The sequence below is a fragment of the Brachybacterium alimentarium genome (assembly GCF_002332425.1).
Lineage (GTDB): Bacteria > Actinomycetota > Actinomycetes > Actinomycetales > Dermabacteraceae > Brachybacterium > Brachybacterium alimentarium.
The window spans coordinates 230,174-253,668 of sequence record NZ_NRGS01000022.1 but is presented as its reverse complement, the minus strand read 5'-3'; the positions used below and the strand labels follow the sequence as shown (position 1 = coordinate 253,668).

The window sequence follows — 23,495 nt, the reverse complement described above, 5'->3', positions numbered from 1 at the left end:
TCATTTCTCGGGGCTCTTCGTGGGGCTGTTCCGGGGGCGGGGACGAGCCCGTCCACGGGTGGGCGGGGCGAGGGCGCGGTGCCGAGTTCCCAGCGCGCCGAGGAGACCGAGGACCCCGAGGGCGGAGATCCCGACGGCGATCCACGGGCCGCCGGCGACCGCAGGGGTGATGCCGGTGCGCAGCGGCACGTCGGCGAGCACCGCGCCCTGGTCCCAATGGTCCACGTAGGCGAGCTGGCGCCCCTCCGGGGTGAAGATCGCGGAGTGGCCGACCGTCGAGACATGGACGACGCTGCGCCCGGAGACGACCGCCATGACCTTCGCCTCGGCGAGCTGCTGGATGGCCTCGTGCGAGTCGCCGAACAGAGCGTTGTTGGACTGCACCACGATGAGCTCGGCCCCGTCCTCGACGACGTCGTCGACGAGGTTGTCGTACGCGATCTCGAAGCAGATCAGGACTCCGACCTTGGCGTCACCCTCGCCGATGGCGTCCATGTCCATCACGCCGACCTCCTCACCCGGGATCATGTCGCGGGTGATGAGGTCGACCTTGTCGGTCACGGCACGGAAGACATCCCGCATCGGGACGAACTCGCCGAAGGGCACCGGATGGCGCTTGGCATAGGTGTACGGGGTCGAGCCGTCGGCGGCGTAGAGCACCGATTCGTTCAGCCGCTGGGTCTCCCCCACCGCGCTCTGGGTGCCGATGAGCACCGGGGCGTTCGCGTCAGCGGCCGCGTCGCTGATCTGCTGCGCCATCCACGGGTCCTGGCGCGGGTCGTAGCCGGTGGAGTCCTCGGGCCAGACGATGAGGTCCAGGTCCTGGCCGTCGGCCGCCGCGTCCTCGATCGTGCTGCGGGTGACGTCGAGGTGGTGGGGGAAGACGTCGTCCGGCATCGCCATGGTGACCGGATCGATGGGGTCCATCGACCCCTGGATACCGGCGACGGTGAGCGAGGGGCGGTCGGCCGGAGCACGGTTCACGGGATGCGGGACCACCATGGTGGCGAGGATCGCGGCGACCGCGAGGGCGAGTGCCCAGACGCCGGCGAAGCCGGTCAGACCGCGGCGGCGCCGGCCCAGCAGGGACAGCACGCCGTACAGCAGCATCTGTCCCAGGAACGCGACGACGAAGGCGAGCCCTGCCATCCCGATCCACGGCCCGAGGTTCAGCAGCGGCGATTCTGCCAGGGCGAAGGCGGTGGAGCCCCAGGGCAGACCGCCCCACGGCGCATGGCTGCGCAGCGTCTCGACACCCACCCAGAGAGCGGAGATCACCACGGCGGTGGACGGGCACAGCCCGCGGCGATGCAGGACGGTGCGGGCGAGCAGGCCGAACAGCAGGATGTACAGCGCCTCGAAGAGCCCGAGGGCGATCCACGGCATCGTGCCGGCGTAGATGTTCGCCCAGGCCGTCAGGGGGATGAAGAACGCCGCACCCCAGGCGAGCGAGCCCAGCAGCGCCACCCACGTGCTGCGGGTGAGCAGCGCGGCCGTGAGCAGGGCGAGCGAGACCGGCAGCAGCATCCATTGCCCGTAGGGCGGGAAGGATGCCAGGGCAGCGAACCCTCCGGCGGTGCCGCACAGCAGGGCGACGGGCCAGGGCGTCGGATCGAACTCGTCGCGGCGCCGGGAGGGCATCGCGACACCGTGCGCCCGGCCGGCACCGGCGCGGGTGCGTGCACTCATGCTCCGTCCAGTCCGAGCCGATCGTGCACGACCCGTCCGTCGACGACCGTGCGCAGGGCGCGGGGCGTGCCGAGATCGAGGTCCGGCAGCAGCGGGGTCCGTGCACGAGGGTCCGTGGACCAGGAGTCGACCTTCAGGGCATGGGACTGCACGGTGAGGTCCCAGGGCTCCCAGACCACGAAGGTCGCCTCGATCCCGGTCTGCAGCGAGCCCGGATGACGCGCTCCGGCCAACCGCTGCCCACCCCGGGTCGCGGCGAGGAAGGCCGCGCGGTCGCTGATGCGCTGCTCGGCCGGCGGCCGACGGGTCGCTCCGCGCACCCAGTCCCAGGGGTCCGCGCCGGCCGGGTCGCCCGCCGATCCGAAGGCCATCGGCACCCCGTCGGTGCTGAGATCGAGGAACTGCGCGGTCTCGGTCGCGGGCGCGATCACGCGCACCCCGTCCCTCTCTCCCGTCGGCCCGGGAAGGCGCCGCACGATCCCGCGGGAGACGGCGTCCGCATCGGGCGTCGCCTCGGCGGCGGCGGCGTCGACGAAACCCGGTGTGACCAGGCAGCCGGCGGCGTCGACGACCTTGGCATCCGGGTGGATGATGCGAGCGGTCGCCTCGGGCCCGGTCCAGGCGATCAGCCCGTCCGCGATCAGCATCGCGGAGGCCTCGGGATCGAGGCTGCTGTAGAGCACGATGCCGGTGTAGAGCACGGGCGGGGCGGGCTGGATGGCGTGGTCGTCCTGGTTCACGCGCCCCAGGGTCCCCCGCGCGCCTGGGAGAACGCTCATCGATCGATCTCCTGGGCCACCAGACCGCGGCGGACGGCGCGGACCGCGGAGCGCGCCGTCGACCCCAGGAGCTCGTCGGCCGTGAGCTGATCGAGCAGGTCGATCACCTGGCGGCAGTGTCGGACGAAGTCGCCCGGCGGAAGGTCGTTCCCGGCCAGCGCGGCGGCGAGATGATCTCCCCGTGCCCACCGGTGCACGATCGCGGCGACCGCCGGATCCGGCACCGACGTCGGGTCGATCCCGTGGCGGGTCTGGGCGGACTGCAGCTCGGCGGCCAGGCGCACCGAGGCGGTCAGCGCGGCGTCGACCGCGGGATCGGGGATGACCTCAGGGGCCCGGTCGTCGCGCCGCGACTCGTGGACCGCGGCGGAGACCACGGCGGCGAGCCCGGCGGGATCGAGCCCGGTCCAGGCCCCGCGCTCGATACACTCGGCGATCAGCAGGTCTCGGTCGCTGAACAGTCGGCGCAGACGGAGCCCTCGGTCCGTGGGGACCAGCTCCTCGCCGTCGTGTCGGAGGTACCCCAGCTCGACCAGCAGGTCGGTGAGGCGGTCGAACTGCCGGGCCAGGGAGCTGGTGCGGCCGCGGATCCGGCGCTGGACGCCCTCGAGCTCTGAGCGGGACTTCCGCCAGCGGCCCGCCCAGCGCAGATGGGACGCGAGATCCGGGCACTGGGCGCAGGGGTGCTCGGCGAGCTCGGCGCGCAGCTGCTGCAGGGCCGGATCCGTCGCCGCCGTCGACGGGGTCCGCTCGGCACGCGCGCGCACCTCGCGGCGGGGGTCCTCGTCGTGACCGGACAGCCGCTGTCGCAGCGCGGCGGCGGTGTCCTTGCGCACCTTGCTGCTGCCCATCGCCTCCTGGCGGGGCAGGCGCAGCGAATCGATGACGGCGGGCGCCGAGGGGACGTCCCCGGGCCGCAGACTGCGGCGACGCGCCTCGGTGTCCAGCAGATCGATCTGGGGGCCGCCCAGCACGGCGCGGTCGACGTCCAGCACGACGGCGTAGCCCCGGCGCTTGCCCCCGGGCAGGGCGACCACGTCGCCACGACGCAGCGACCCCAGGCGGGAGCGGGTGCGGTCCCGATCGGCGGCGGCACGAGTCTGGGAGAGGGTCTTCTCCCGGGCGGAGATCTGCTCCTGGATCTGCGCGTAGCTCTCCATGTCGCCGAGATCGCAGGTGACGGCCTGTCGGTAGGACTCCACGGTGTCCTCGAGCTCGCGCGCCTTGCGGGCCAGCCCCACCACGGAGCGGTCCGTCTGGAACTGCGCGAAGCTGGTCTCGAGGGTCTCCCGGGCCCGCCCGAGATCGAAGCGGTCCAGCAGGTTGACCGCCATGTTCGGGGTGGGCCGGAAGGCCGAGCGCAGCGGGTAGGTGCGACGGGAGGCGAGGGAGCCGACGGCCGCGGCGTCGAAGCCGGGCCCGGCGAGGACGACGGCATGGCCCTCGGTGTCGATGCCGCGTCGCCCGGCGCGCCCGGTGAGCTGCGTGTACTCCCCCGGCGTGAGGTCGGCGTGGTCGACGCCGTTGAACTTCACGAGCTTCTCCAGCACCACGGAGCGGGCCGGCATGTTGATCCCGAGAGCGAGGGTCTCGGTGGCGAACACGACCTTGAGCAGGCCGCGGGCGAAGAGCTCCTCGACCACGGTCTTCAGCAGGGGCAGGATCCCGGCGTGGTGCGCGGCGTAGCCGTCGAGCACGGCGCGGCGGAACGCGGCGATGCCCAGCACCTCCTCGTCCTCGACGCCGATGCCGTCGAGTCGATCGTCGAGGACCGCCCGGATCTCGCGGCGCTCGGCGTCGTCGGTCAGGCGCAGCCCGGTGCGGGCGCACTGCTGCACCGCGCCCTCGCAGCCTGCACGGGAGAAGATGAACATGATGGCCGGCAGCAGCGCGGCGTCGTCGAGCAGGCCGATCACCTCGGGCCGGCGCATCGGTCGCGGGATGTGGCCGCCGCGGGGCCCACCGCTCCGCCCGCCACCGGTGCCGCCCTCTTGCGCGCCCCCGTGGCTGCTGTGCCGTCCGCGGCGCATATGGGGCGGCCGGTGCTGACCGGAGCCGCGCGGACGATGCCTGCCGCTGGTGCCCTTGCGCCCGCGCGGAGAGCGTCCTCGGCCACCGCCGGAGCGTTCGTCGACGGGCAGGGAGAAGGAGGTGATCCGTTCGATCTCCGGATTCACCTGGCGCTTGCCCTGCGCTCCTGGACCATGGGAGACGACGGCCTCGCCGTCCTCGTCGACGAACAGGTCCAGCAGCTCCTCACCGATCACGACGTGCTGCCACAGCGGCACCGGACGCGTCTCGGAGACGACGATCTCGGTCGCTCCGCGGACCTCCTGCAACCAGGCGCCGAACTCCTCGGCATTGGAGACGGTCGCGGAGAGCGCCACCATCTGCACCGAAGTGTCGAGGTGGATGATGACCTCCTCCCAGACCGGGCCGCGGAGCCGGTCGGCGAGGTAGTGGACCTCGTCCATCACCACGAACCCCAGGCCCTCCAGCAGCGAGGACCCGGCGTACAGCATGTTGCGCAGCACCTCGGTGGTCATGACCACCACATCGGCGTCGGGCCGGATCGAGGTGTCCCCGGTCAGCAGGCCCACCCGCTCATGGCCCAGCCAGTCCACCAGCTCGCCGAACTTCTGATTGGACAGCGCCTTGATCGGCGCGGTGTAGAAGACCTTGCGGCCCTGCGCGAGCGCGAGGTGCACCGCGAACTCGCCGACGACCGTCTTGCCGGCACCTGTGGGCGCGGCGACCAGCACGGAGCTGCCGGATTCGAGCACGCGGCAGCCCGCCAGCTGGAACTCGTCGAGCTCGAAGTCGTACCGGCCGCTGAAGACCCCGAGCTCGGAGGCGGCGAGCTTCTTCTCGGCCGCCCACCTGGCGTAGCGCTCGGACGGGGAACTCATACGGTGACGGCCTCCGGAAGATCGGCGAGCAGGCGCACCGCGCCTGGCAGGACTCGGGCGGTGATCGGGAGCAGCGACCGCGCCTCCCCATCAGAATAGGCCCGCAGGTCGCGCCCATGGCGCAGGCCGACGGTCACCTCGCGGACCGGACGACTGTGAAAGACGGGCAGCGACGTATGGGTGCCCCGATAGACGCGGGGGAAGAAGCGCACCAGGTCGGCGCGGCCGAGGCCCTCGACGCTGATCAGCTCGAGGGAGCCGTCGTCCAGGCGGGAGTCGGGGCCGATGCGCATCCCGCCGCCGAAGTAACCGGAGTTGCACAGCGTGAGCAGCGAGGCGTCGAGGTCGATGCGCTCTCCCCCGTCCGCCTCGATCCAGTACGGCAGCGGAGCGAACGAGGCCAGCTCACGCACCACAGCGGCCGCGTAGCGGGTTCGGCTGCCCCGCTTGGAGCCGTTGGCCCGGGCGTTCACCAGCGCGTCGAATCCGAGGTTCACGTTCCCCAGCGCGATCGAGCGATGCGGGAGGGACTGCTCGCCGCGCGAGATGATCTCGATCGCGTCGATCGCGACCACCGGTCGCGAGAGGGCGTGCAGGAGGATCCGCGTGGATTCCTCGGGGTCGTTCAGCGGCAGGCCCAGCGCGCGTGCCATGTCGTTGCCGGTCCCGGCAGGGACGATGCCCAGTCGCACGGGGCTGCCGGCCACGATCTCCGCGCCGAGCGCCACCGTGCCGTCGCCCCCGACCACCACGAGGGCCGTGAGCGTGTCGCGCACCTCGACCGCACGGGCGCGGGCCACGTGCGCGGACGGGCCGGACAGGTCGACCACCGAGATGCCGGCCAGGCGCAGCAGGTCACCGATCTGGCGGCCGACCCGATGGGCCGATCCCAAGGCTGCCGTGGGATTGGAGAGCAGGCCCACGCGGAGTCTGCTCACCTGTCGTCGTCCTCGTCGAGGGAGGACGGCCCCTCGACGGTGCTCGCCTCGTCGTCGTCGAGCTCGGCGTCCGTCCCGACACCCTTGCGGCGATCATGGATCAGCGCGATCACGATGGCCGCGAAGAACAGGCTCGCCATCGAGGCGGACATCGCCAGCAGGGTGATCGGCTCGGGGGTGGGCACCATGATCGCGGTGAACAGCACGCTGATGAAGATGATCCAGCGCCAGGCCTTGAGCATCGTCTTCCCGCGGACCAGGCCGAGGAAGTTCACCAGCACCATGACCACCGGCACCACGAACGCGATGCCGAAGGCGAGCATGGTCTTGGTCAGGAGGTTCAGGTAGTCGTCGTACGGGATGATCTGGCTGACGCCGTCCTGGTTCGGCGTGAAGCTCATGAGCACCGGAACCAGCTGGTTGACCGCCCAGTATCCGGCGGCGCAGCCGATGAAGAACAGGGGGATCGCGGCGCCGAAGAACCCGATCGCGTACTTGCGCTCGTTCCTGTGCAGTCCCGGCATGACGAACAGCCAGATCTGCAGCATGATCATCGGTGAGGAGAGGATCAGGCCGACGTACGCGGACATCTGCAGGCGCACGTTCAGGCCCGTGCCGACTCCCTGGAAGTTGATCAGGGCGTTGATGCTGTCCTCGCCGGAGGCCTCGAGGATCGGCTTCTTCAACGCCTCGAAGACCCACGGGAAGACGAGCCAGCCGACGATCGACAGCAGCAGCACGGTGATCGCACTGATCACCAGACGATTGCGCAGCTCGACGAGATGCTCCCCGAGGGCCATCCGGCCTTCGGGGTCCTTGCGACGACGGTTCTTCTCGGCCGCCTCGCGTCCCTGCGTTTCACTCGCCACGAATCCGATTCCTCCCAGCGGTCAAGGCCCGGGCGGCTGGTCGCCCGGACCTCTCGACATCATCCGACGATGCGGAGATCAGTCGCGACGGTAGGAGTCGTCGTCCTCGCGGGGCCGCACGGGCTCGCGCTCGACCTCGTCACGCGGGTCGTACTCGCGCGCGGGCTCACGGGAGTCCCGTGCTCCGCGGTCGTCGCGGGCGGGGCGCGAGCGGGGCTCGTCCTCCTCGGCGTCATCGCCCTTGTCGTCGCCGCGCATCTCCTCGACCTCGGACTTGAAGATGCGCATGGACTTGCCCATGTTCCGGGCGAGACCCGGGAGCTTGTTGGCTCCGAAGAGCAGCACGACGATGAGTACGACGATGACGATCGCCCAGGGGTTGCGGAACATTCCCATGAGATTCCCTTTCCAAAGCGCCACGTTGTTGCACGGGCGCGCACATCATCCCACAGCGGATGGAGCGCTCGACGGACCGCTCGGCGAGCGATTCGGCCCGCCGTGCGGCGGGTGGGTCAAGCGTAACGGCTATGCCTGGGTGTGACGTGCACCCGAGATCTGCGCCACGGTCACGATCGTGTCTCTCAGCTCACGGGGCGCGAGCACCTCGACCGCTCCCGAGGACTCCAGCACGGCGTCCACGAGCGCCGCCCGGACAGGGCCGTCCAGACGGGCGTAGGCGATCCCGTCCTCGCCGTCGCGCAGCTCGGCGGCGGCGAAGGATTCGGCGACCCAGCGTCCGGGCGGATCCATCCGCAGCCAGACCTCCTCCTGGACACGTCCCCCGAGGGCGGGCCCCTCCCCGCGGTGCGGCCGCTCCTGCGGGGTGCCGTCCGGCAGGATCTCCACGATCCGTTCGAGCCGGAACTGGCGCGGCGCGCCCGCGAGCTCGCAGTCGGCGACCAGATAGGACCGGGCCCCGTCGGTCTCGATCCGGAGCGGGTGGATCCTCCGCACGCTCGTGCCGGGGCGATCGGTGGAGGAATAGCGGACGGTCAGGCGCGACTGGTCGGAGTCGTCGTCGGCGCGCAGGGCCTCCTGCACCGCGGCGAGGACCGTCTCGGCGCGATCGGCGGTGCGCGCGACCATCTCGTCGGCCGCGGCGGCCTCGGCGAGCTCGGTGCGGGTGGGCAGCGGCGACGGGGCGTCCGGCACGGTCCCGGCGAGGAGCTTCTCCCGGGCGCTGGCGACGATCGGCTCCGCGTCCCCGGCGGTCGGCTCGAGGGCGGCGAGGCCGGCGAGCAGCGCGGTGATCTCGACCGCGCTGAGCCGCAGGGCCCGGCGCAGCGGCTCGGCGTTGCGCACCCGGACGGTGCCGTGCTCCCACTCGGCCTCGATGAAGTCCTCCCAGCCGGTGCCCATGTCCCCGCAGACGAACAGCACCTGCAGGTCGGTGATCAGCTGCTTCTCGGAGATCCCGAGCGCGGAGGAGAGCTCGGCGAGGTCCGCCTCTCCCCTGCTCATGACGTACGAGGCCTCCGAGATGAGGCGCGAGAGCGTGTCGTTGCCGGTGGGGGTCGTGCGGATCCGCGGATCGGGACGCGCAGCGGCGGTCCCGACGACAGAGAGATCCGCCTCGCCCTCATGGGCGGCCGCGACAGATGCCAGCACGTCCGCGATCTCCGTGCGCCACTCAGCAGGCTCGACCAGTTCGAGCCAGCGGATGTTCGACAGCAGCATGCGGCGCACGGCGGGGCGGGGCAGCTCGGGCAGCTCGAAGCGCGGCGCCTCGAGCGAGGCGCCGGCATGGTCGCGCAGGGCGAGTGCCTTGTACGGTGCGGCGTCGACGACAGCGCGCGCCTGGTCCTCGCTGGAGTGCAGCGTCTCCCAGACGGCATCGAGGTCGAGCCCGTCGGGGCGGGGCTCGACCGCCGGCGGGCCGAGGGACGGAAAGGATTCGATGCGCGAGGCACGGAACAGTCGCGGCGCCTCACGGTCCCGGTCCCAGCCGTGCACGTACCAGTGGCCGTCGTGCACTCCGACGACCCACGGCTCGACGGAGCGCGGGGTCGGCGTGCCCCGGGTGCCGCGATACGTGAAGCGCACGGTGCGCGAGGAGGTCACGGCCTCGAGCAGCGGGGAGAGGACGGGCAGCGACTCGACGACACCGCGCGGAGTGCGGCGCAGGAGATCGGGATCGGCGTCGTGGCCGAGGCTCAGCAGCTTCGAGCGCACCCGGCGGGCCGCGCCCCCGGCGGCGGCATCGTCCCAGGCACGGCTCGCGGCCAGCAGGACCGTGTACTCCTCGGTGGTGAGATCCAGCACCGCTCCGGACTCGGAGCCCTCGATCCGGTAGTACACCGTGTTCTCGTCCAGCACGTCGCGCTCGGTGACCAGGGGCATCCCCAGCTCGAGGATCGCGGCCTTGTCCCGCTCGAACATCCGCTCGGCGGCCTGCTCGGACGGAGCATCGGCATAGTCCGTGATCACAGCGAACAGCTTCGCGCGGTCGATCCGACGGCGCGACCCGATCGTCATGATGACGTTGAGCAGTCTCTCCACACTCTTGGCAGCCACCCCGCCAGCGTAGCCGTCGTGCCGCCCGGGGGCGTCCGGAACACCTAGGCTGGTGCCATGCTGCACTGGGAACGGGGAACGGTCACCGGCACGAGGTCCTCCTGGAGGGGCGTCGATCGCCTTCTGGTCGAGATCGAGGGCGAGACGCTCTCCGCGATCGCCTACCCCGAGCTCACCGGGACGCCGGCCGCGGGCGAGCAGGTGCTGCTGAACACCAATGCCCTCCGGCGCGACCTGGGCACCGGAGGCGACGCTCTCGTGGTGGCCCGGCTCGACGTGACGCCGCAGCCCGAGGCGACCACCGGGCACATGGTCAAGGCCCGCTACACCCCGATGCAGACCATGGTCGACGCGATCGACGACCCGGAGGGCGAGCACTACGAGACCATCCGCGATGCGCGGGACGTGGACGGGATGCCCGTCGTGGTCGCGGATCTGCACTCCTCGCTCCCCGCGATCGTCGCCGGGATCCGCGCGGAGCGGCACAGCGCGCGGATCGCCTATGTCCACACCGACGGCGCCGCCCTGCCGGCCGCCTATTCCCGCACCGCAGCGCGCCTGCGCGAGGCGGGCCTGATCGCCTCCGTGATCAGCGCGGGGCAGTCCTTCGGCGGCGATCTCGAGGCGGTCACCGTCCACTCGGCCCTGCTCGGTGCCAAGCATGTCGTCGAGGCGGACATCGCGATCGTCATCCAAGGTCCCGGGAACCTCGGCACCGGGACGGGGTGGGGATTCTCCGGCATGCAGGCCGCGGAGTGCCTGCACGCCGCGGCCGCGCTCGGCGGCGCACCGATCGCCGCCCTCCGGGTCTCCGGCGCGGATCGTCGGGAGCGCCATCGCGGGCTCTCACACCACTCCTCGACCGCGTACGGCCGGGCGACGCTGACCGCGGTGCGGCTGCCCGTCCTCGACTACACCGACCCTCGCTACAACGCTTTTCATGCGTCAGTGCGGGAACAGGTGGAATCGACGATCGTCGAGGAGGGGCGTGCCCGCGGGATCGAGCACGAGGTCTGCGGGGTCGACGCGAAGGGTCTGCGCGATGCCCTGGAGGACGTGCCGGTGCGGCTGTCGACGATGGGTCGCACCCTCGCCGAGGATCCGGAGGCCTTCCGGTATGCGGCGCTCGCCGGGCGCTGCGGGGCGAGCCTGCTCCCGGCCCTCTGAGGCTCAGCGCTCGGCGGCCTCGCCGCGCTCCTGGACGAGGGCCTGCAGACGGTGCGCGTCCGCGATGGCCCGCTTGCCGTCGTACCGCTGGATGGCGTTGATGGCCAGGGTCGATCCGTCGGCGAGGTCGAGATGCGCCCAGGGGTCCCCCATCGGGAAGCTGATGCCCAGGATCTCCGGCCATTCCACGGTACGGGTGCGGAAGACGTTCCTCACCTCGAGCTCGGACTCCCGCGCCACCAGGCGCACGGAGGCCTCGAGGTGGCAGAACAGGGCGATGAGCACGCCCACCGTGATCAGCCCGATGCGGCCGATGAGCAGGAACCCCGGCATCACGACGGCCCCGGCGATCATCCCGGCGAGCACCACGATGGCGGTCAGGTACGCGAAGACGCGCACCATTCGCGGGCGGAACACCGTCGTGGTCATCAGGGCCTCAGATGCGACAGGCCTGAATCGCGGTGACCAGGATGGCGCGGGCGCCGGCGTCGTAGAGATCGTCCATCATCCGGTGTGCGGCGCGACGATCCACCATCGCCCGCACGGCAGACCACTCGCCGCCGTGCAGCGGCGAGACCGTCGGCGACTGCAGCCCGGGCGTCACCTGGACGGCCGTCTCCAGCAGAGCAGTGGGGATGTCGTAGTCGAGCATCACGTACTCGCGGGCCACCAGAACGCCCCGGAGCCGCCGCTCGAGCACCTCGAGAGAGTGCGCACCGGCCTCCCCGAGCACCATGCCGGGGCGCGAGAAGAGCACGGCCTCGCTGGTCATGATCGGCTCGCCGAAGGGCTCGAGGCCGGCCTGGCGCAGGGTGGTGCCGGTCTCGACGACATCGGCGATCACGTCGGCCACGCCGAGGCGGATCGAGGACTCGACCGCGCCGTCGAGGTGGACCACGGACGCGCCGATGCCGCGCTCGGTGAGGTAGTCCTCGACGAGGTTCTCGTAGCTGGTGGCGATGATGGAGCCCTCGAGGCTCGTGATGTCCTCGCGGGTTCCCATCGGCGCGGCGAAGCGGAAGGTCGAGCGGGCGAACCCCAGGGAGAGGATCTCCTCGGCCGGCGTGCGGGAGTCCAGCAGCATGTCCTGGCCGGTGATGCCCACGTCGACGGTGCCGGAGCCGACGTAGACGGCGATGTCGCGGGGGCGCAGGTAGAAGAACTCGACGTCGTTCTCCTGGTCGACGACCACCAGGTCCTTGGTCGTGCCGCGGCGGCGGTAGCCCGCCTCCTGCAGCAGATCGACGGCGGGCTCGGACAGGGCGCCCTTGTTGGGGACTGCGATGCGCAGCACGGTTCCTCCTCGGCCGCGGGGGCGGCCCATGAAGCGGCGTCGGCGGGCGACGGATGGAAAGTCTGGTGAAGCTGTCAGGGAATGCGGGACGAGCGGCTGCTCAGAGCTGGCGGTAGACGTCGTCGAGGCTGATGCCCTTGGCGACCATCATCACCTGCAGGTGATAGAGGAGCTGGCTGATCTCCATGGCGGCGTCCTCATGGCTCTCGTGCTCGCAGGCCATCCAGACCTCGGCCGCCTCCTCCACGATCTTCTTGCCGATCTGATGCACCCCTGCATCGAGCTCTCGGACGGTGCCGGAGCCCTCGGGGCGGGTACGGGCCTTCTCGGTCAGCTCAGCGAACAATGCTTCGAAATCCTTCACGCCACCAGGGTACGCGTCCCGGTGAGCAGAGCGCGCGTCGGACCATCCACCGGGCGCCGGATCACTCCCGGCGCACGGTGGGGTCCAGGTGTGCGGTCTCCACGGAGACCCGTTCGCCCTGCTCGCCGTGCTCGCTGCGGTCCTGACGGCTGCGCACGCGCCACCACACGAAGAAGCCGATCAGCGTGAACGCGCCGTAGAAGACGTACATGAAGGCGCTCGCGTAGTAGCCGGCACTGACCAGGAGAGGCACGCCCACGAGGTCGACGGCCACCCAGATCAGCCAGAACTCGACCCATCCCTTGGCCATGCCGAAGGTGGCCAGGAGGCTGCCCATGAAGATCCAGGCGTCGGCCCATACGGGCTCGTACGAGCCGAGGGCGCGGAAGAGCGGGGTGAGCGCTGCGGTGCCGCCGACGAGGGCGACCAGCAGCAGCACCCTGGTTCCCCCGGAGGCCCAGCGGGGCTCGACCGCGGTGCCGCCCTCGTGCTGAGCCTGACGCCAGCGCACCCAGCCGTAGATGCTGGTGAGGATGAACATGATCTGGCGTCCGGCCTGGCCGAGCAGGTCCACGGAGCCGGGATTGCCGAAGACGGTCCCCATGAACACCGTGAACAGCAGCACGTTGCCGACGATGCCGATCGGCCAGGCCCACACCTTGCGACGCATGCCGCCCAGGGCGCTGAGGAGCCCGAAGACGTTTCCGAGCACCTCGCGCAGGAGGATGAACTGGCCGCCCGCGAAATCGATGCGCGCGTCGAAGAGCCACTGCAGGAGTTCCATGTCGGTCCTTTCGCCGTCGGATGCAGTGGCTCCGGGGGGAAAAGGGTTCCGGCATGGTTTCGGGGAAACGCCGAGGGCGCCCTGGGCATGCAGGATGTGCGCCTCTCATCCAGGCTGTACTGTCGGTGCCGGAGTTCCACCGGCTCCACCGCCGAAGCGGGTCGCGGACTGTCACCGCCGGCTCGGAATTTCACCGACCCCGGAGCACGTCACTGATGTGACCGCCCCAGGATAGCGCCGTCGCCGCCCGCCCGGGTCAGTGGGCCGTGTGGCGCCCGGCCAGTTCGCGCAGAGCGGAGATCTCGTCGGCGGCGTCCTGGGCGCGGTAGATCGCGGAACCGGCCACGAACACGTTCGCCCCCGCCTCCGCGCAGCGTTCGATGGTCTCGCGGCTCACGCCGCCGTCGACCTGGATCGACACCTCGAGGTTGGCCTCGCTGATGGCCCGACGGGCGCGGCGGATCTTGGGGAGCATGGTGTCCAGGAAGCTCTGCCCGCCGAAGCCGGGCTCGACGGTCATGATCAGCAGCATGTCGAACTCGCCGATGACGTCGAGCAGCGGCTCGATCGGGGTGGCGGGCCGCAGTGCCACCCCCACCTCGGTGTTCTTGCGGCGCAGATCCCGGGCGAGCTTGATCGGAGCGCTCGCGGCCTCGAGATGGAACGTGACCGAGGAGGCACCGGCCTCGGCGTACTGGGGGGCCTCGCGGTCGGCGTCCTCGATCATCAGATGGGCATCGATCGGGATCGGGCTGCGCTCGACGATCTGCTCGACCATGCTCGGGCCGAACGTCAGGTTGGGCACGAAGTGGTTGTCCATCACGTCGACGTGGACGCTGTCGGCGGTGGAGATCTTGTCCAGCTCCGTGCCGATGCTCATGAAGTCGGCGTTGAGGATGCTGGGATGGATGTACTGGCCATCGGTCGAGTAGGCGGCATTCATGATGTCGGGGTTCCTTCCACGGCGGGGGCTGACTGCTTGCGCAGCAGGCAGATGTACATGGCGTCGGTGCCGTGCACGTGCGGCCACAGCTGCACGGCAGGGCCCTCGCCCAGCTCGATGTCGGTCCGATGCGCGGGCAGCACACCGGCGCGCACGGCGTCACGAGCGTCGAGCTCCTCGACGTCCTCGCGTCCCTTGAGCACGTCGGCGACCACCAGGCGCGTCTCGGCGAGGTGCGGCGAGCAGGTCACGTAGGCGACCACGCCGCCGGGCGCCGCAGCGTCCAGAGCGGAGGCCAGCAGGGTGCGCTGCAGGGTGCTCAGCTGGCCGACGTCCGCCGGGGTGCGGCGCCAGCGGGCCTCGGGACGACGGCGCAGGGCACCGAGTCCGGAACAGGGCACGTCGGCGAGCACGCGCGAGAAGCGACCGGGCAGCTCGGCACCGAGGGTGGTGCCGTCGGCCGTACGGGTGCTGATCTCGCAGCCGGCCTCCTGGAGCGTCGCGACCGCGCGCTCGACGAGCTCGGTGCGGTGGGGCTGCAGCTCGACCGCGAGCAGGTCGGCGTCATGGCCGACGGTGAGCCCGCCCAGCAGAGCGGCCTTCCCGCCCGGGCCGGCGCACAGGTCGAGCCAATGGGCGTCGTCGGCACGGACCAGATCGTCCGCGCCCAGGGCGAGTGCGAGGGCGGCGAGCTGGCTGCCCTCGTCCTGCACGGCGACCCGGCCCTCCTTGACCGCGTCCATGCCGCCGGGATCGCCGGAGGGCCAGGACGCCGCGAAGACGCTGAGCCGGCCTGCGCTCGCGCCGTGGTCGATCAGCTCGTCGAGATCGGTGAGCCCGGGGCGCATCACCAGCGAGACCGCGGGCGCGGCGTTCTGGGCGGCCAGCAGCTCGTCGATCTCGTCGCGGGAGCGGCCGTGGCCCGCCAGTGCGTCGGTGAGGGCGCGCACCACCCAGCGGGGATGGGAATGCACGACGGCGAGATGGCCGGTGGGATCCTTCGCGCGCTCCGGAGCGACCTCGTCGATCCACTCCTCGAGGGTCCTCTCCCCCACCCGGCGCAGGACGGCGTTGACGAAGCTCGCCGCACCGGCGCCGACCTCGGAGCGAGCCAGGGCCACGGTCTCGGAGGTGGCGGCGTGGGGCGCGACCGTCATGTCCAGAAGCTGGTAGGCACCCAGGCGCAGCACGTCCACGAGAGCGGGGTCGACCTTCTCGAGGGGACGGTCCACGCACGCGGCGAGGATCGCGTCCAGGCGGCCCTGGGCCCGCAACGAGCCGTAGAAGAGCTCGGTGGTGAAGGCGGCGTCGCGGCCGGAGACCCGGTGGGAGCGCAGCAGGCGCGGCAGCACGAGGTTCGCGTAGGCGTCGTCCTCGCGGATCAGGCGCAGGCCCTCGAAGGCGACCTGGCGCGAGGGCGTCGAGCGACGGCCGCGCTCCGACGGCCTCGAGGAGGACCAGCCGCGTCGCGGCCCGCCCTCGCCGCGGGAGCCGGAGCGCTCCCGGCCCTTGCCGTCGCGACCGCCCTGGGGCCGGTTCCCGCGCCGGTCGTCCCGGTGCTCCCCGCCGCGTCGCTGCTCACTCATGCCTGTACTCCGTCCTTCTGGTCCTTCTGGTCCTTCGGCTGCTGGGTGAAGGCGGCGTCCTCGGCCAGCCCGGCACCACGGGCCCAGTCCGCGGCGCGCATCGGCCGCTTGCCCGCCGCAGCGATCGTCGAGATCGCCAGGGGGTCGGTGCCGGTGCCCACGAGGACGTGACGCTTCGTGGCCGCGATCCTCCCGGGGGCGAGGCCGACGTGCTCGGGAGCTGCCTCGATGCCGAGGATCTTGGCACGGGCACCGTCCAGCAGCGTCCAGGCACCGGGGTGCGGACTCATCCCGCGGATGTGCGCGCTGACCTGATCGGCCGGAAGGGCCCAATCGATCTCCGCCTCTGCGGTCGAGAGCTTCGCGGCGTGGGTGGCCCGGGTGTCGTCCTGCGCGGTGAACGTGGCGGTGCCGGCCTCGAGGGCGTCCAGCGCCCGCAGCAGCACGGACGCGCCCTCCTCCGCCATGCGGTCCAGCAGCTCACCGGAGGTCTCGAACTCGCCGATCGTGGTGGGAGCCGTCGTGAGGAGATCCCCCGTGTCCAATCCCTTCTCCAGGCGGAACACGCTCATGCCGGTCTCCCGCTGGCCCGCGAGCACGGCGCGCTGCGCCGGGGCGGCGCCGCGCCACGCCGGCAGCAGCGAGAAGTGCAGGTTCACCCAGCCGTGGGCGGGGATGTCCAGCGCCGCCCGGGGCACGAGGTTGCCGTAGGCCACCACCGGGGCCGCATCCGGAGCGAGCTCGCGGAGCTGCTGCTGGACGGCCTCGTCGCGCAGCGTGGCGGGGGTCAGGACGGGAAGGCCGGCGTCCAGGGCGAGGGCCTTGACCGGGCTGGGCGTGAGCTTGCGGCCGCGCCCCGAGGGGGCATCGGCGCGGGTGAGCACCCCGACGATCTCGTGGTGCGAGTCGAGCAGGGTGCGCAGGGACGGGAGGGCAGCCTCTGGGGTGCCGGCGAAGAGCAGTCGCATGATGGGCACGAGTCTACGGGGAGGCCCGGATGCCTAGAGTGGTGCCATGCCCCGTCGTCGCCCCCTCGTGCTCTGATGGCGGGGGACGTCACACCGGGCCACGCGATCGGGTCCCCTGCGTACCGGCGGATGCTGGCCGCACTGGTCTGCGCGGGGATCGCCACGTTCGCGCAGCTCTATTCGCCCCAGGGGATCCTCCAGCTCATCTCCGCCGATCTCGGCATCGGCGCGGAGCGTGCGGCACTCACCGTCTCCGCCGCGACCGGAGGGCTCGCGCTCGCCGTGCTCCCGTGGTCCTTCGTCGGGGACCGGCTCGGGCGGCTGCGCGCGATGGTCATCGCCGTGACGTCGGCAACGGTGCTCGCAGTGGCCTCCGCCTGGGCGCCGACCTTCGAGCTGGTGCTCGGACTGCGCTTCCTGGAAGGCGTCGCGCTGGGCGGGGTGCCGGCGCTCGCGATGGCCTATCTCTCCGAGGAGGTCGACGAGCAGGCGCGCACGATCGCCGCCGGATGGTTCGTGGCCGGCACCACGGTGGGCGGCCTGCTGGGGCGGGTGGTGGCCACCCCGATCGCCGACGCCCTGTCCTGGCGGGCGGGGATGACCGCGGTCGCCGTCCTGGCGGCGATCGCCGCCACGACCTTCGTGCTCACCGCGCCGCCGGAGAGGCGCTTCGTACGGCTCGACCCCCGCCACGGGGACACCCGTACGGCGCGGCTGCTCAGGACGCTGCGCGATCCCGGCCAGCTGGGCCTGTACGCCTGCGCGTTCCTGCTGATGGGCGGGTTCGTGGCGATCTACAACTATCTCGCCTTCCATCTGAGCACCCCGCCGTACCTGATCCCCGCCGGGCTGATCGGGCTGGTGTTCCTCGCCTATCTCGGTGGCACCGTCTCCTCCCCGCTCGCCGGCAGGCTCGCGGCGCGACACGGCCGGTTGGCCGTCCTGCTGGCGTCGATGGGCGTGATGCTGCTGGGCCTGCTCGTCACCCTCGCCGGCCCGCTCCTGCTGGTCCTGCTGGGTCTGGTGGTGATGACGGCGGGGTTCTTCGGTGCGCATTCGATCGCGAGCGGCTGGGCCGGTGCGCGGGCCGACGGCGCCCGGTCCCAGGCGACGGGCCTGTACAACCTCTCCTACTACGCAGGAGCCAGCGCCCTGGGCTGGAGCGTGGGCTACGTGTACGAGGGCGCCGGCTGGCCGGCGACCGTTGCCGTGGTCGCGGCGGGGATCGTGGTGGCGGCGGTGCTCGCGCTCGCCGCGCTGCGTCCGCGTCAGTAGACCAGGCCGAACACCCACACCGCGAGGGTCATCGTGGTCGCCGTGATCAGCACGATGCCGATGAGGTTCAGCCACAGTCCCCCCTTGGCCATCTGCGGGATCTGCACGTAGCCGGAGCCGTACGCGATCGCGTTGGGCGGGGTCGCGACCGGCAGCATGAAGGCGCAGGTCGCAGCGATCGCCACCGGGATGGCCAGCAGCATCGGATCGATGCCGATGCCCACCGCCACCGCGGTCGCGACCGGGAGGAAGGTCGCGGCGGTCGCGGTGTTGGACGTGAGCTCCGTGAGGAACAGGACGCCGGCGGCGGCGATCATCACCACGAGCACGACGGGCAGGCCGCCGATGTGCTCGGTGACCTGACCGATCCACTCCGTGAGGCCCGAATCGCTGAACTGCTTGCTCAGCGCCAGGCCGCCGCCGAACAGCAGCAGCACGCCCCACGGCAGCTTCACGGCCGCCTCCCAGTCCAGCAGACGCACCCCGCGGGCGGCGCCCGCGGGCATCACGAACAGCAGCAGCGCGACGACCATGGCGATGCCGGCGTCGCTGATCGGCGGCTCGGCGCCGAGCACCAGATCCCACAGCAGCGGCACGAACACCCAGCTCACGGCGGCGAGCACGAAGATCGCGAGCACGCGCACCTCACCGGAGGAGATCCTCCCCAGCGACCTCCGCTCGGTGCGGATCAGCTCGACGCCGCCGGGGATCTCGGTGATCTCCGGCTTGAACAGCACCTTGGTGAGCAGGAGCCAGGCGATGACCATGTACACGACCGCGAGCGGGGCGCCCACGATCATCCAGCGACCGAAGCCGATCGTGATCCCGAAGTCCTGGCTCATGTGCGCCGCGAGCAGGGCATTGGGAGGGGTGCCGATGATCGTGGCGAGCGATCCGATGGATGCTGCGTAGGCGATGCCGAGCATCAGGGCGGTCCCGAAGTTGGACCGCACCGCGGTGGTGGTCGAATGGTCCGCATCCGGGTTCGGGTCGACGCCCTCGCCGGGCTCCTCCCCCTTCGCGGCGGCGTCCTCGAGACGCAGCTTGTTCACCAGCAGCAGCACGGAGACGCCGATCGGGAGCATCATCACGGCGGTCGCGGTGTTCGAGACCCACATCGAGACGAATCCGGTCGCGACCATGAAGCCGAGGATCAGCAGCGACGGGCTGGTGCCGATCATGCCGACGATCGCCAGGGCGATGCGCTTGTGGAGGTTCCAGCGCTGCATCGCCAGGGCCAGCATGAAGCCGCCCATGAACAGGAAGATGATGTTGTTGCCGTAGGAGCCGCCCACGTCGTCGAAGCCGACGTCCGTGTTCAGGACCGGGAACACCACCAACGGCACCAGGGCGGTGGCCGGGATCGGCAGCGCCTCGGTCATCCACCACACGGCCATGAGCACCGCGGTCGCCGCGGTGAGCTTGGCGCCGTGCGAGGCGTCGTCCGGCATGATCAGGTAGAGGACGATCGCGAGGACCAGGCCCAGCACCAGGCCGAGCCGGCGGACGACGATCGTGCGACCGTGCTCGGCGGGGGCCCTCTCGCCGTCGGCGAGGTCCGGGCGGTCCTCGGTCGACGAGTTCGCCGAGGTCGAGGCATCGGAGTGCATCAGGATCCCTTCATCGCGACGGTGCGGTGGAGTACGGGTGCGAACGATCACACTAGCCGACCGGGACCGGGTCGGCAGCCGACCCGCTCAGAAGACGTCGGGCGGGTCCAGCCGGACCCGCAGGGAGCCCGGGACCTTGCGGGCCGAGCGGGAGGCGACGCCGGCGCGGAGCGCATCGGCGAGCTCGCGGGAGCGATGCGGCTCCAGGCGGACCACGGCTCGGGCCCGCCCGCCGGCATCGGGGCCCTCCAGGTCGACAGGACCGAAGACGGCGGTGCCGTCGGGCAGCTCGACGCTGTCCAGGAAGCTGCGGCAGGCGGTCTTGTCCCCCACGATCTCGGCGACCCGGCTGAACGGCGGCAGGTCGAGATCCTGCCTGTCCGCGAGGACACGATCGAGGAAGACCCGGGAGCGGTGGGCGACGAGGTCGCGGATCGCCGGCAGGGTCGCCGTGCCCACCACCAGCACCTCTCCTCCCTCATCGGCGGTGCGGACCAGGGAGATCGCTCCGCGCCAGCGACGGATGGCTTCGATGTCCGCATCGAAGGCGGCGCGGCCGAGCATCGCATCGGCGTCCAGCAGCAGGGCCGCGGCGAAGCCTCCGGGCGGGGCCGGCTCGGAGCCGGGTGTCGCGACCACGATCGCGTCGTCCGGCACGTCGTCGTCCTCGAGGGCGCCGTGGGCGCCCCCGGAGACCTTCAGAGGCGAGCTCGGGAAGGCGCGGTGGAGCTCCTCCGCGGTGCGGGTGGAGCCGATGACCATGGCGCGCACCTGGGTGCGGTCGCATTCCGGGCAGCGGTAGCCGTCCTCGCGTCGGCCGCAGACGCGGCAGTGCAGGTGCCCTCCGCGGTGCGAGATCGACAGTTGGGCCGAGCACTCCGGGCACTGGGCCCGGGTGCCGCAGAAGGTGCAGGCGATCGCGGGGACGTAGCCGGACCGCGGGACCTGCACCAGCACCGGCCCGCGGGTGATGCCCGTGCGGATCACGCGCATCGCCTCCTGCGGGATCCGTGACCTGCCCGAGGGGCCCTCCCGGTCACGCAGGTACTGATCCATGGCCACGATGTGGGGCCGCACCTGTGTGACGGGGGCGGGCACCGGCTCGAGCCGCGCGAGGTATCCGGCCTCGGAGAGCGCGTGCAACGGGACCGAGTCGCTCGAGGACAGGAAGAGCAGTGCGCAGCGTTCCTCACGGGAGCGGCACTGCAGCACGGCCCGGACGTGGGGGTACGGGGCGCGGGGCTCCTCGAGCAGGTCGTCAGCCTCGTCCCAGCAGATCACGAGGGCCAGGTCCTGGACCGGGGCGAAGGCCGCGGACCGGTTGCCGAGCACGATCCTGGTCGCGCCTCGCAGAATGCGACGGAAGGTGCGGTAGCGCTTCTCCGGTCCCTCGGTCCCGGCGAGGACCTCATGGTCGATCCCCCGCTCCTGCAGCAGACGGCTCAGCCGCGCGACGTCCCGCTGATCGGGCGCGATCACCAGGGCGCCGTGCGCCGGGTCGAGGCCCTCGAGCGCCTCCGCAGTGACGACGGTCCAGGCATCGACCGGGTCCAGCGTGATCGATGCGCGCGGTACCGGACCCTCGGGGCTGCCGGCGCGGGAGAGCAGGGCGGCGAGGCCCGGATAGCGATCGGCGGTGCGGGGCTCGGCGGTGCGGGGCTCAGCGGTCTGCGGAGTCCCGGAAGACGTGCTCTCGGCGTCCTCCGCCGATCCCGCGTCGTCGACCTGCACGGCCTGCTCTGCGTCGCCCGGCGGCGCGGTCGCCTCCGAGGTCGGCTCCGCCCGCGCGGCCTCCTCGGCCTTTGCCGCAGCAGCGCGGTCGGCCTTCTCGGCGCGCGCATGGCGCGGTGGCAGGGCGAGGCGGAGCACGTCGCCGACGGTCCCGGCGTACCGGGCGGCGACGTCCTCGCAGACGCGCATCATGGCCGGCGGCACCACCACGTCCTCGGAGACGAGGCGGTGCAGGGGCGCCAAGGCGCGGTCGGTGGAGGGATGCTCGTGGCGCCCCAGCACGATGCCCTCGGTGTCGCGGCCGGAGAAGCGCACGCGCACCCGCATACCGGCAGCGGCGGCCGCTGTGGAGGGGGTGACCGCGTACTCGAAGGGGCGGTCCAGGTGAGGGAGCACGCCGATCAGGCGCACGCTCGCCACCGGCAGCTCGTCGACGATCTCGAAACCGGCGGTGGTGCGCAGCCCACGGACCCGGGCCGCGTTCTCGCGGCCCGGGTCCGTGGGTGCGGGGTCGGGGACGGGAACGGCGGGGGCCGCGAAGAGGCTCGCCTGCTCCCCTTCCTGCTCCCCCGCCGTCCCGGTGGCGTGCGTGGTCAGCGCTTGTGCACCGCCACCAGGTCGCACACGAAGATGAGGGACTCCCCCGGCGCGATGACGGGCGGGGCGCCCATGTCGCCGTAGCCGAGCGCCGCGGGGATGTCGAGACGACGACGGCCGCCGACCTTCATGCCCTGCACGCCCTCGTCCCAGCCGGTGATGACCTGCCCGACGCCGAGCTGGAAGCGCAGCGGCTCGCCACGGTCCCAGGAGGCGTCGAACTGCTCGCCGGTCGAATGGGAGACGCCGACGTAGTGGACGTCGACCACGTCGCCGCGGCCTGCCTCCTCGCCGTCGCCGACGATCTCATCGGTGCTGACCAGCTCGGTGGGCGCGGGGCCCTCGGGGTGCTCGATCTCGGGCTTGCTGCGATCCATGTGTTCTCCTCGGGTGGATGGGTCGGGTCGTGGGTCAGTCTGCCAAGTGGGCGGCGTCGAGGACGTCGATGACGAAGATCAGGGTCTCGTCGGCCAGTTCGCCCTGATCGCCGTACGCCTCGTCGGCCGGGACCACCAGCATGACCTGGCTGCCGACGGCGAGGTCCAGCAGATTCTCGTCCCAGCCGGCGATGACCTTGCCCTGCCCCTGGACGAAGGAGAAGGGCGCGCCGCGCTCCCAGGAGGAGTCGAACTGCGAGCCGTCGGACCACTTCCAGCCGGTGTAGTGCATCGTGAGGAAGTCCCCCTCGCGGGTGGTGTCCCCCTTGCCGAGGATCAGCTCCTCACGGGTGGTCTTCGTGGGGGCGTCGCCCTCCGGGGCGCCGGAGATGGCCGGAGCGCCGTCGTCGTCGAGGGTCACCTCGGGGAAGTCCCCGGACGGCTTGCCCGGGTCGCCCTCCGCCCGCAGCGTGGAGACCACGCGGTCCACGTCGCCGACCTGGACCAGGGAGCGGGCCTGGCCGGACTGGTCCGTCTGCCAGCCCGCCATCGCGAAGCGGGAGCCGACGGTCATCGTGGAGAAGACCGCGAAGGCCTCCTCCCCGATCGCCTCCGCCGTCACCTGCACACCGCCCGCAGGGCCGCCCTGCCACCAGGACTGCAGCATGTCGCCGGAGCTCGCGTCGACGTAGATGTCGCGCCAGATGACCATGTCGCCCTCGGCGATCGCATCGCCGTCGCCGGGCACCACGATGCGGGCGTCGGCCGCGCTGATCTGGAGCGGTGCGTCGAACTCGACGGTCGGCTCCTTGCCGACGTCCTCGCTGATGGTCACCGCGTCCAGCGCGGGATCGCCACCGCCGCCGTCGGAGGCGCCGCCGCCGTCCGACGTGGTGCCGCCGCCTGTGTCGTCGTCGGTGCAGGCGGCCAGGCCGATGGCGGTGGACACGGCGAGAGCGGTGGTCAGCAGGGTGCGGCGGCGGATCACGAAGGGCCTTTCAGAGAGGGGGCCCCGAGCGGGGCACGAGGACCAGCGTACGTGGGACGGGGCGTGAGGATTCTCAGGCTGTGGAGGCCGGTGTGCTCACCGTCTCCCACGTC

The 23,495-nt window shown here is 71.7% G+C and carries 20 protein-coding genes and 1 riboswitch; of the genes, 2 read left to right on the top strand and 18 right to left on the bottom strand.

Translation table 11 applies throughout. The features are described 5' to 3' along the window. The 7 genes from lnt to CIK71_RS13520 all read right to left on the bottom strand — a co-directional run bounded on the left by lnt (position 1) and on the right by CIK71_RS13520 (position 9,698). Positions 1 to 1,689 (bottom strand): apolipoprotein N-acyltransferase, encoded by a 1,689-nt coding sequence (gene lnt, locus CIK71_RS13550; protein ID WP_096166195.1) that lies wholly within the window; start codon positions 1,687 to 1,689, stop codon positions 1 to 3. Continuing rightward, positions 1,686 to 2,468, bottom strand: a complete 783-nt coding sequence (locus tag CIK71_RS13545; protein ID WP_241963861.1) for an amidohydrolase family protein — start codon at positions 2,466 to 2,468, stop codon at positions 1,686 to 1,688. Before CIK71_RS13545 ends, lnt begins: the two co-directional genes overlap by 4 nt. Continuing rightward, positions 2,465 to 5,377 carry a DEAD/DEAH box helicase gene (locus CIK71_RS13540; protein ID WP_096166194.1) on the bottom strand — a complete coding sequence of 971 codons (2,913 nt, stop codon included), beginning with the start codon at positions 5,375 to 5,377 and terminating at the stop codon, positions 2,465 to 2,467. Before CIK71_RS13540 ends, CIK71_RS13545 begins: the two co-directional genes overlap by 4 nt. Beyond that, on the bottom strand, positions 5,374 to 6,315 hold the full coding sequence (locus CIK71_RS13535) for a diacylglycerol/lipid kinase family protein (protein WP_096166193.1): 942 nt from the start codon (positions 6,313 to 6,315) through the stop codon (positions 5,374 to 5,376). Before CIK71_RS13535 ends, CIK71_RS13540 begins: the two co-directional genes overlap by 4 nt. Further along, positions 6,312 to 7,184 (bottom strand): twin-arginine translocase subunit TatC, encoded by an 873-nt coding sequence (gene tatC, locus CIK71_RS13530; protein ID WP_241963860.1) that lies wholly within the window; start codon positions 7,182 to 7,184, stop codon positions 6,312 to 6,314. The genes CIK71_RS13535 and tatC overlap by 4 nt, the downstream gene beginning before the upstream one ends. 78 nt (positions 7,185 to 7,262) lie before the next feature. Further along, positions 7,263 to 7,580: a Sec-independent protein translocase subunit TatA gene (tatA, locus tag CIK71_RS13525; protein ID WP_096166191.1), complete on the bottom strand. Its 318-nt coding sequence runs from the start codon at positions 7,578 to 7,580 to the stop codon at positions 7,263 to 7,265. Positions 7,581 to 7,709: 129 nt separating this feature from the next. After that, entirely contained in the window at positions 7,710 to 9,698 is a 1,989-nt protein-coding gene (locus CIK71_RS13520; protein WP_245857568.1) for a WYL domain-containing transcriptional regulator, read from the bottom strand. A 57-nt stretch (positions 9,699 to 9,755) separates the two neighbouring features. On the opposite strand from CIK71_RS13520, the gene CIK71_RS13515 reads away from it, so the two are divergent. Continuing rightward, entirely contained in the window at positions 9,756 to 10,865 is a 1,110-nt protein-coding gene (locus CIK71_RS13515; protein WP_096166189.1) for a DUF3866 family protein, read from the top strand. Positions 10,866 to 10,868: 3 nt separating this feature from the next. Here the strand turns inward: CIK71_RS13515 and CIK71_RS13510 are convergent, their stop codons facing one another. The 7 genes from CIK71_RS13510 to fmt form a co-directional block, all read right to left on the bottom strand. Continuing rightward, positions 10,869 to 11,294 carry a PH domain-containing protein gene (locus CIK71_RS13510; protein WP_096166188.1) on the bottom strand — a complete coding sequence of 142 codons (426 nt, stop codon included), beginning with the start codon at positions 11,292 to 11,294 and terminating at the stop codon, positions 10,869 to 10,871. Between the two features lie 7 nt (positions 11,295 to 11,301). Beyond that, on the bottom strand, positions 11,302 to 12,159 hold the full coding sequence (gene hisG / locus CIK71_RS13505) for an ATP phosphoribosyltransferase (protein WP_096166187.1): 858 nt from the start codon (positions 12,157 to 12,159) through the stop codon (positions 11,302 to 11,304). A gap of 100 nt (positions 12,160 to 12,259) precedes the next feature. Further along, positions 12,260 to 12,523: a phosphoribosyl-ATP diphosphatase gene (locus CIK71_RS13500; protein ID WP_096166186.1), complete on the bottom strand. Its 264-nt coding sequence runs from the start codon at positions 12,521 to 12,523 to the stop codon at positions 12,260 to 12,262. Between the two features lie 61 nt (positions 12,524 to 12,584). Further along, positions 12,585 to 13,307, bottom strand: coding sequence for a nicotinamide riboside transporter PnuC (gene pnuC / locus CIK71_RS13495; RefSeq protein WP_096166185.1), 723 nt, complete (start codon positions 13,305 to 13,307; stop codon positions 12,585 to 12,587). A gap of 93 nt (positions 13,308 to 13,400) precedes the next feature. Beyond that, positions 13,401 to 13,518, bottom strand: a riboswitch (FMN riboswitch). A gap of 45 nt (positions 13,519 to 13,563) precedes the next feature. Further along, positions 13,564 to 14,250 carry a ribulose-phosphate 3-epimerase gene (gene rpe / locus CIK71_RS13490; protein WP_096166184.1) on the bottom strand — a complete coding sequence of 229 codons (687 nt, stop codon included), beginning with the start codon at positions 14,248 to 14,250 and terminating at the stop codon, positions 13,564 to 13,566. Further along, the gene (locus CIK71_RS13485; RefSeq protein ID WP_096166183.1) at positions 14,247 to 15,836 is read right to left on the bottom strand and encodes an RsmB/NOP family class I SAM-dependent RNA methyltransferase; all 1,590 of its coding nucleotides are present in this window, start codon (positions 15,834 to 15,836) and stop codon (positions 14,247 to 14,249) included. The genes rpe and CIK71_RS13485 overlap by 4 nt, the downstream gene beginning before the upstream one ends. Further along, positions 15,833 to 16,804 (bottom strand): methionyl-tRNA formyltransferase, encoded by a 972-nt coding sequence (gene fmt / locus CIK71_RS13480; RefSeq protein ID WP_096166182.1) that lies wholly within the window; start codon positions 16,802 to 16,804, stop codon positions 15,833 to 15,835. Before fmt ends, CIK71_RS13485 begins: the two co-directional genes overlap by 4 nt. Before the next feature lie 129 nt (positions 16,805 to 16,933). Between fmt and CIK71_RS13475 the strand changes: the two genes are divergently transcribed. After that, on the top strand, positions 16,934 to 18,079 hold the full coding sequence (locus tag CIK71_RS13475; protein WP_245857565.1) for an MFS transporter: 1,146 nt from the start codon (positions 16,934 to 16,936) through the stop codon (positions 18,077 to 18,079). On the opposite strand, the gene CIK71_RS13470 is transcribed toward CIK71_RS13475, so the two are convergent. From CIK71_RS13470 to CIK71_RS13455, 4 genes are all read right to left on the bottom strand, one after another. Further along, entirely contained in the window at positions 18,073 to 19,689 is a 1,617-nt protein-coding gene (locus CIK71_RS13470; RefSeq protein WP_096166180.1) for an SLC13 family permease, read from the bottom strand. The two genes, CIK71_RS13475 and CIK71_RS13470, sit on opposite strands and share 7 nt — an antisense overlap. 87 nt (positions 19,690 to 19,776) lie before the next feature. Beyond that, positions 19,777 to 21,882 (bottom strand): primosomal protein N' family DNA-binding protein, encoded by a 2,106-nt coding sequence (locus CIK71_RS13465; RefSeq protein WP_176485652.1) that lies wholly within the window; start codon positions 21,880 to 21,882, stop codon positions 19,777 to 19,779. Positions 21,883 to 22,013: 131 nt separating this feature from the next. Beyond that, positions 22,014 to 22,394: an FKBP-type peptidyl-prolyl cis-trans isomerase gene (locus CIK71_RS13460; protein WP_096166179.1), complete on the bottom strand. Its 381-nt coding sequence runs from the start codon at positions 22,392 to 22,394 to the stop codon at positions 22,014 to 22,016. A gap of 34 nt (positions 22,395 to 22,428) precedes the next feature. Continuing rightward, the gene (locus CIK71_RS13455) at positions 22,429 to 23,382 is read right to left on the bottom strand and encodes an FKBP-type peptidyl-prolyl cis-trans isomerase (RefSeq protein WP_096166178.1); all 954 of its coding nucleotides are present in this window, start codon (positions 23,380 to 23,382) and stop codon (positions 22,429 to 22,431) included. Between the last annotated feature and the right edge of the window lie 113 nt (positions 23,383 to 23,495).

Excerpts from the sequence above, each read along its gene's own strand:
- CIK71_RS13545 (WP_241963861.1), bottom strand. The coding sequence starts at position 2,468 with ATGAGCGTTCTCCCAGGCGCGCGGGGGACCCTGGGGCGCGTGAACCAG.
- rpe (WP_096166184.1), bottom strand. The coding sequence starts at position 14,250 with ATGAATGCCGCCTACTCGACCGATGGCCAGTACATCCATCCCAGCATC.
- CIK71_RS13470 (WP_096166180.1), bottom strand. The coding sequence starts at position 19,689 with ATGCACTCCGATGCCTCGACCTCGGCGAACTCGTCGACCGAGGACCGC.
- lnt (WP_096166195.1), bottom strand. The coding sequence starts at position 1,689 with ATGAGTGCACGCACCCGCGCCGGTGCCGGCCGGGCGCACGGTGTCGCG.
- CIK71_RS13475 (WP_245857565.1), top strand. The coding sequence starts at position 16,934 with ATGCTGGCCGCACTGGTCTGCGCGGGGATCGCCACGTTCGCGCAGCTC.
- CIK71_RS13515 (WP_096166189.1), top strand. The coding sequence starts at position 9,756 with ATGCTGCACTGGGAACGGGGAACGGTCACCGGCACGAGGTCCTCCTGG.
- CIK71_RS13485 (WP_096166183.1), bottom strand. The coding sequence starts at position 15,836 with ATGAGTGAGCAGCGACGCGGCGGGGAGCACCGGGACGACCGGCGCGGG.
- CIK71_RS13460 (WP_096166179.1), bottom strand. The coding sequence starts at position 22,394 with ATGGATCGCAGCAAGCCCGAGATCGAGCACCCCGAGGGCCCCGCGCCC.
- tatA (WP_096166191.1), bottom strand. The coding sequence starts at position 7,580 with ATGGGAATGTTCCGCAACCCCTGGGCGATCGTCATCGTCGTACTCATC.
- fmt (WP_096166182.1), bottom strand. The coding sequence starts at position 16,804 with ATGCGACTGCTCTTCGCCGGCACCCCAGAGGCTGCCCTCCCGTCCCTG.
- pnuC (WP_096166185.1), bottom strand. The coding sequence starts at position 13,307 with ATGGAACTCCTGCAGTGGCTCTTCGACGCGCGCATCGATTTCGCGGGC.
- CIK71_RS13540 (WP_096166194.1), bottom strand. The coding sequence starts at position 5,377 with ATGAGTTCCCCGTCCGAGCGCTACGCCAGGTGGGCGGCCGAGAAGAAG.
- CIK71_RS13510 (WP_096166188.1), bottom strand. The coding sequence starts at position 11,294 with ATGACCACGACGGTGTTCCGCCCGCGAATGGTGCGCGTCTTCGCGTAC.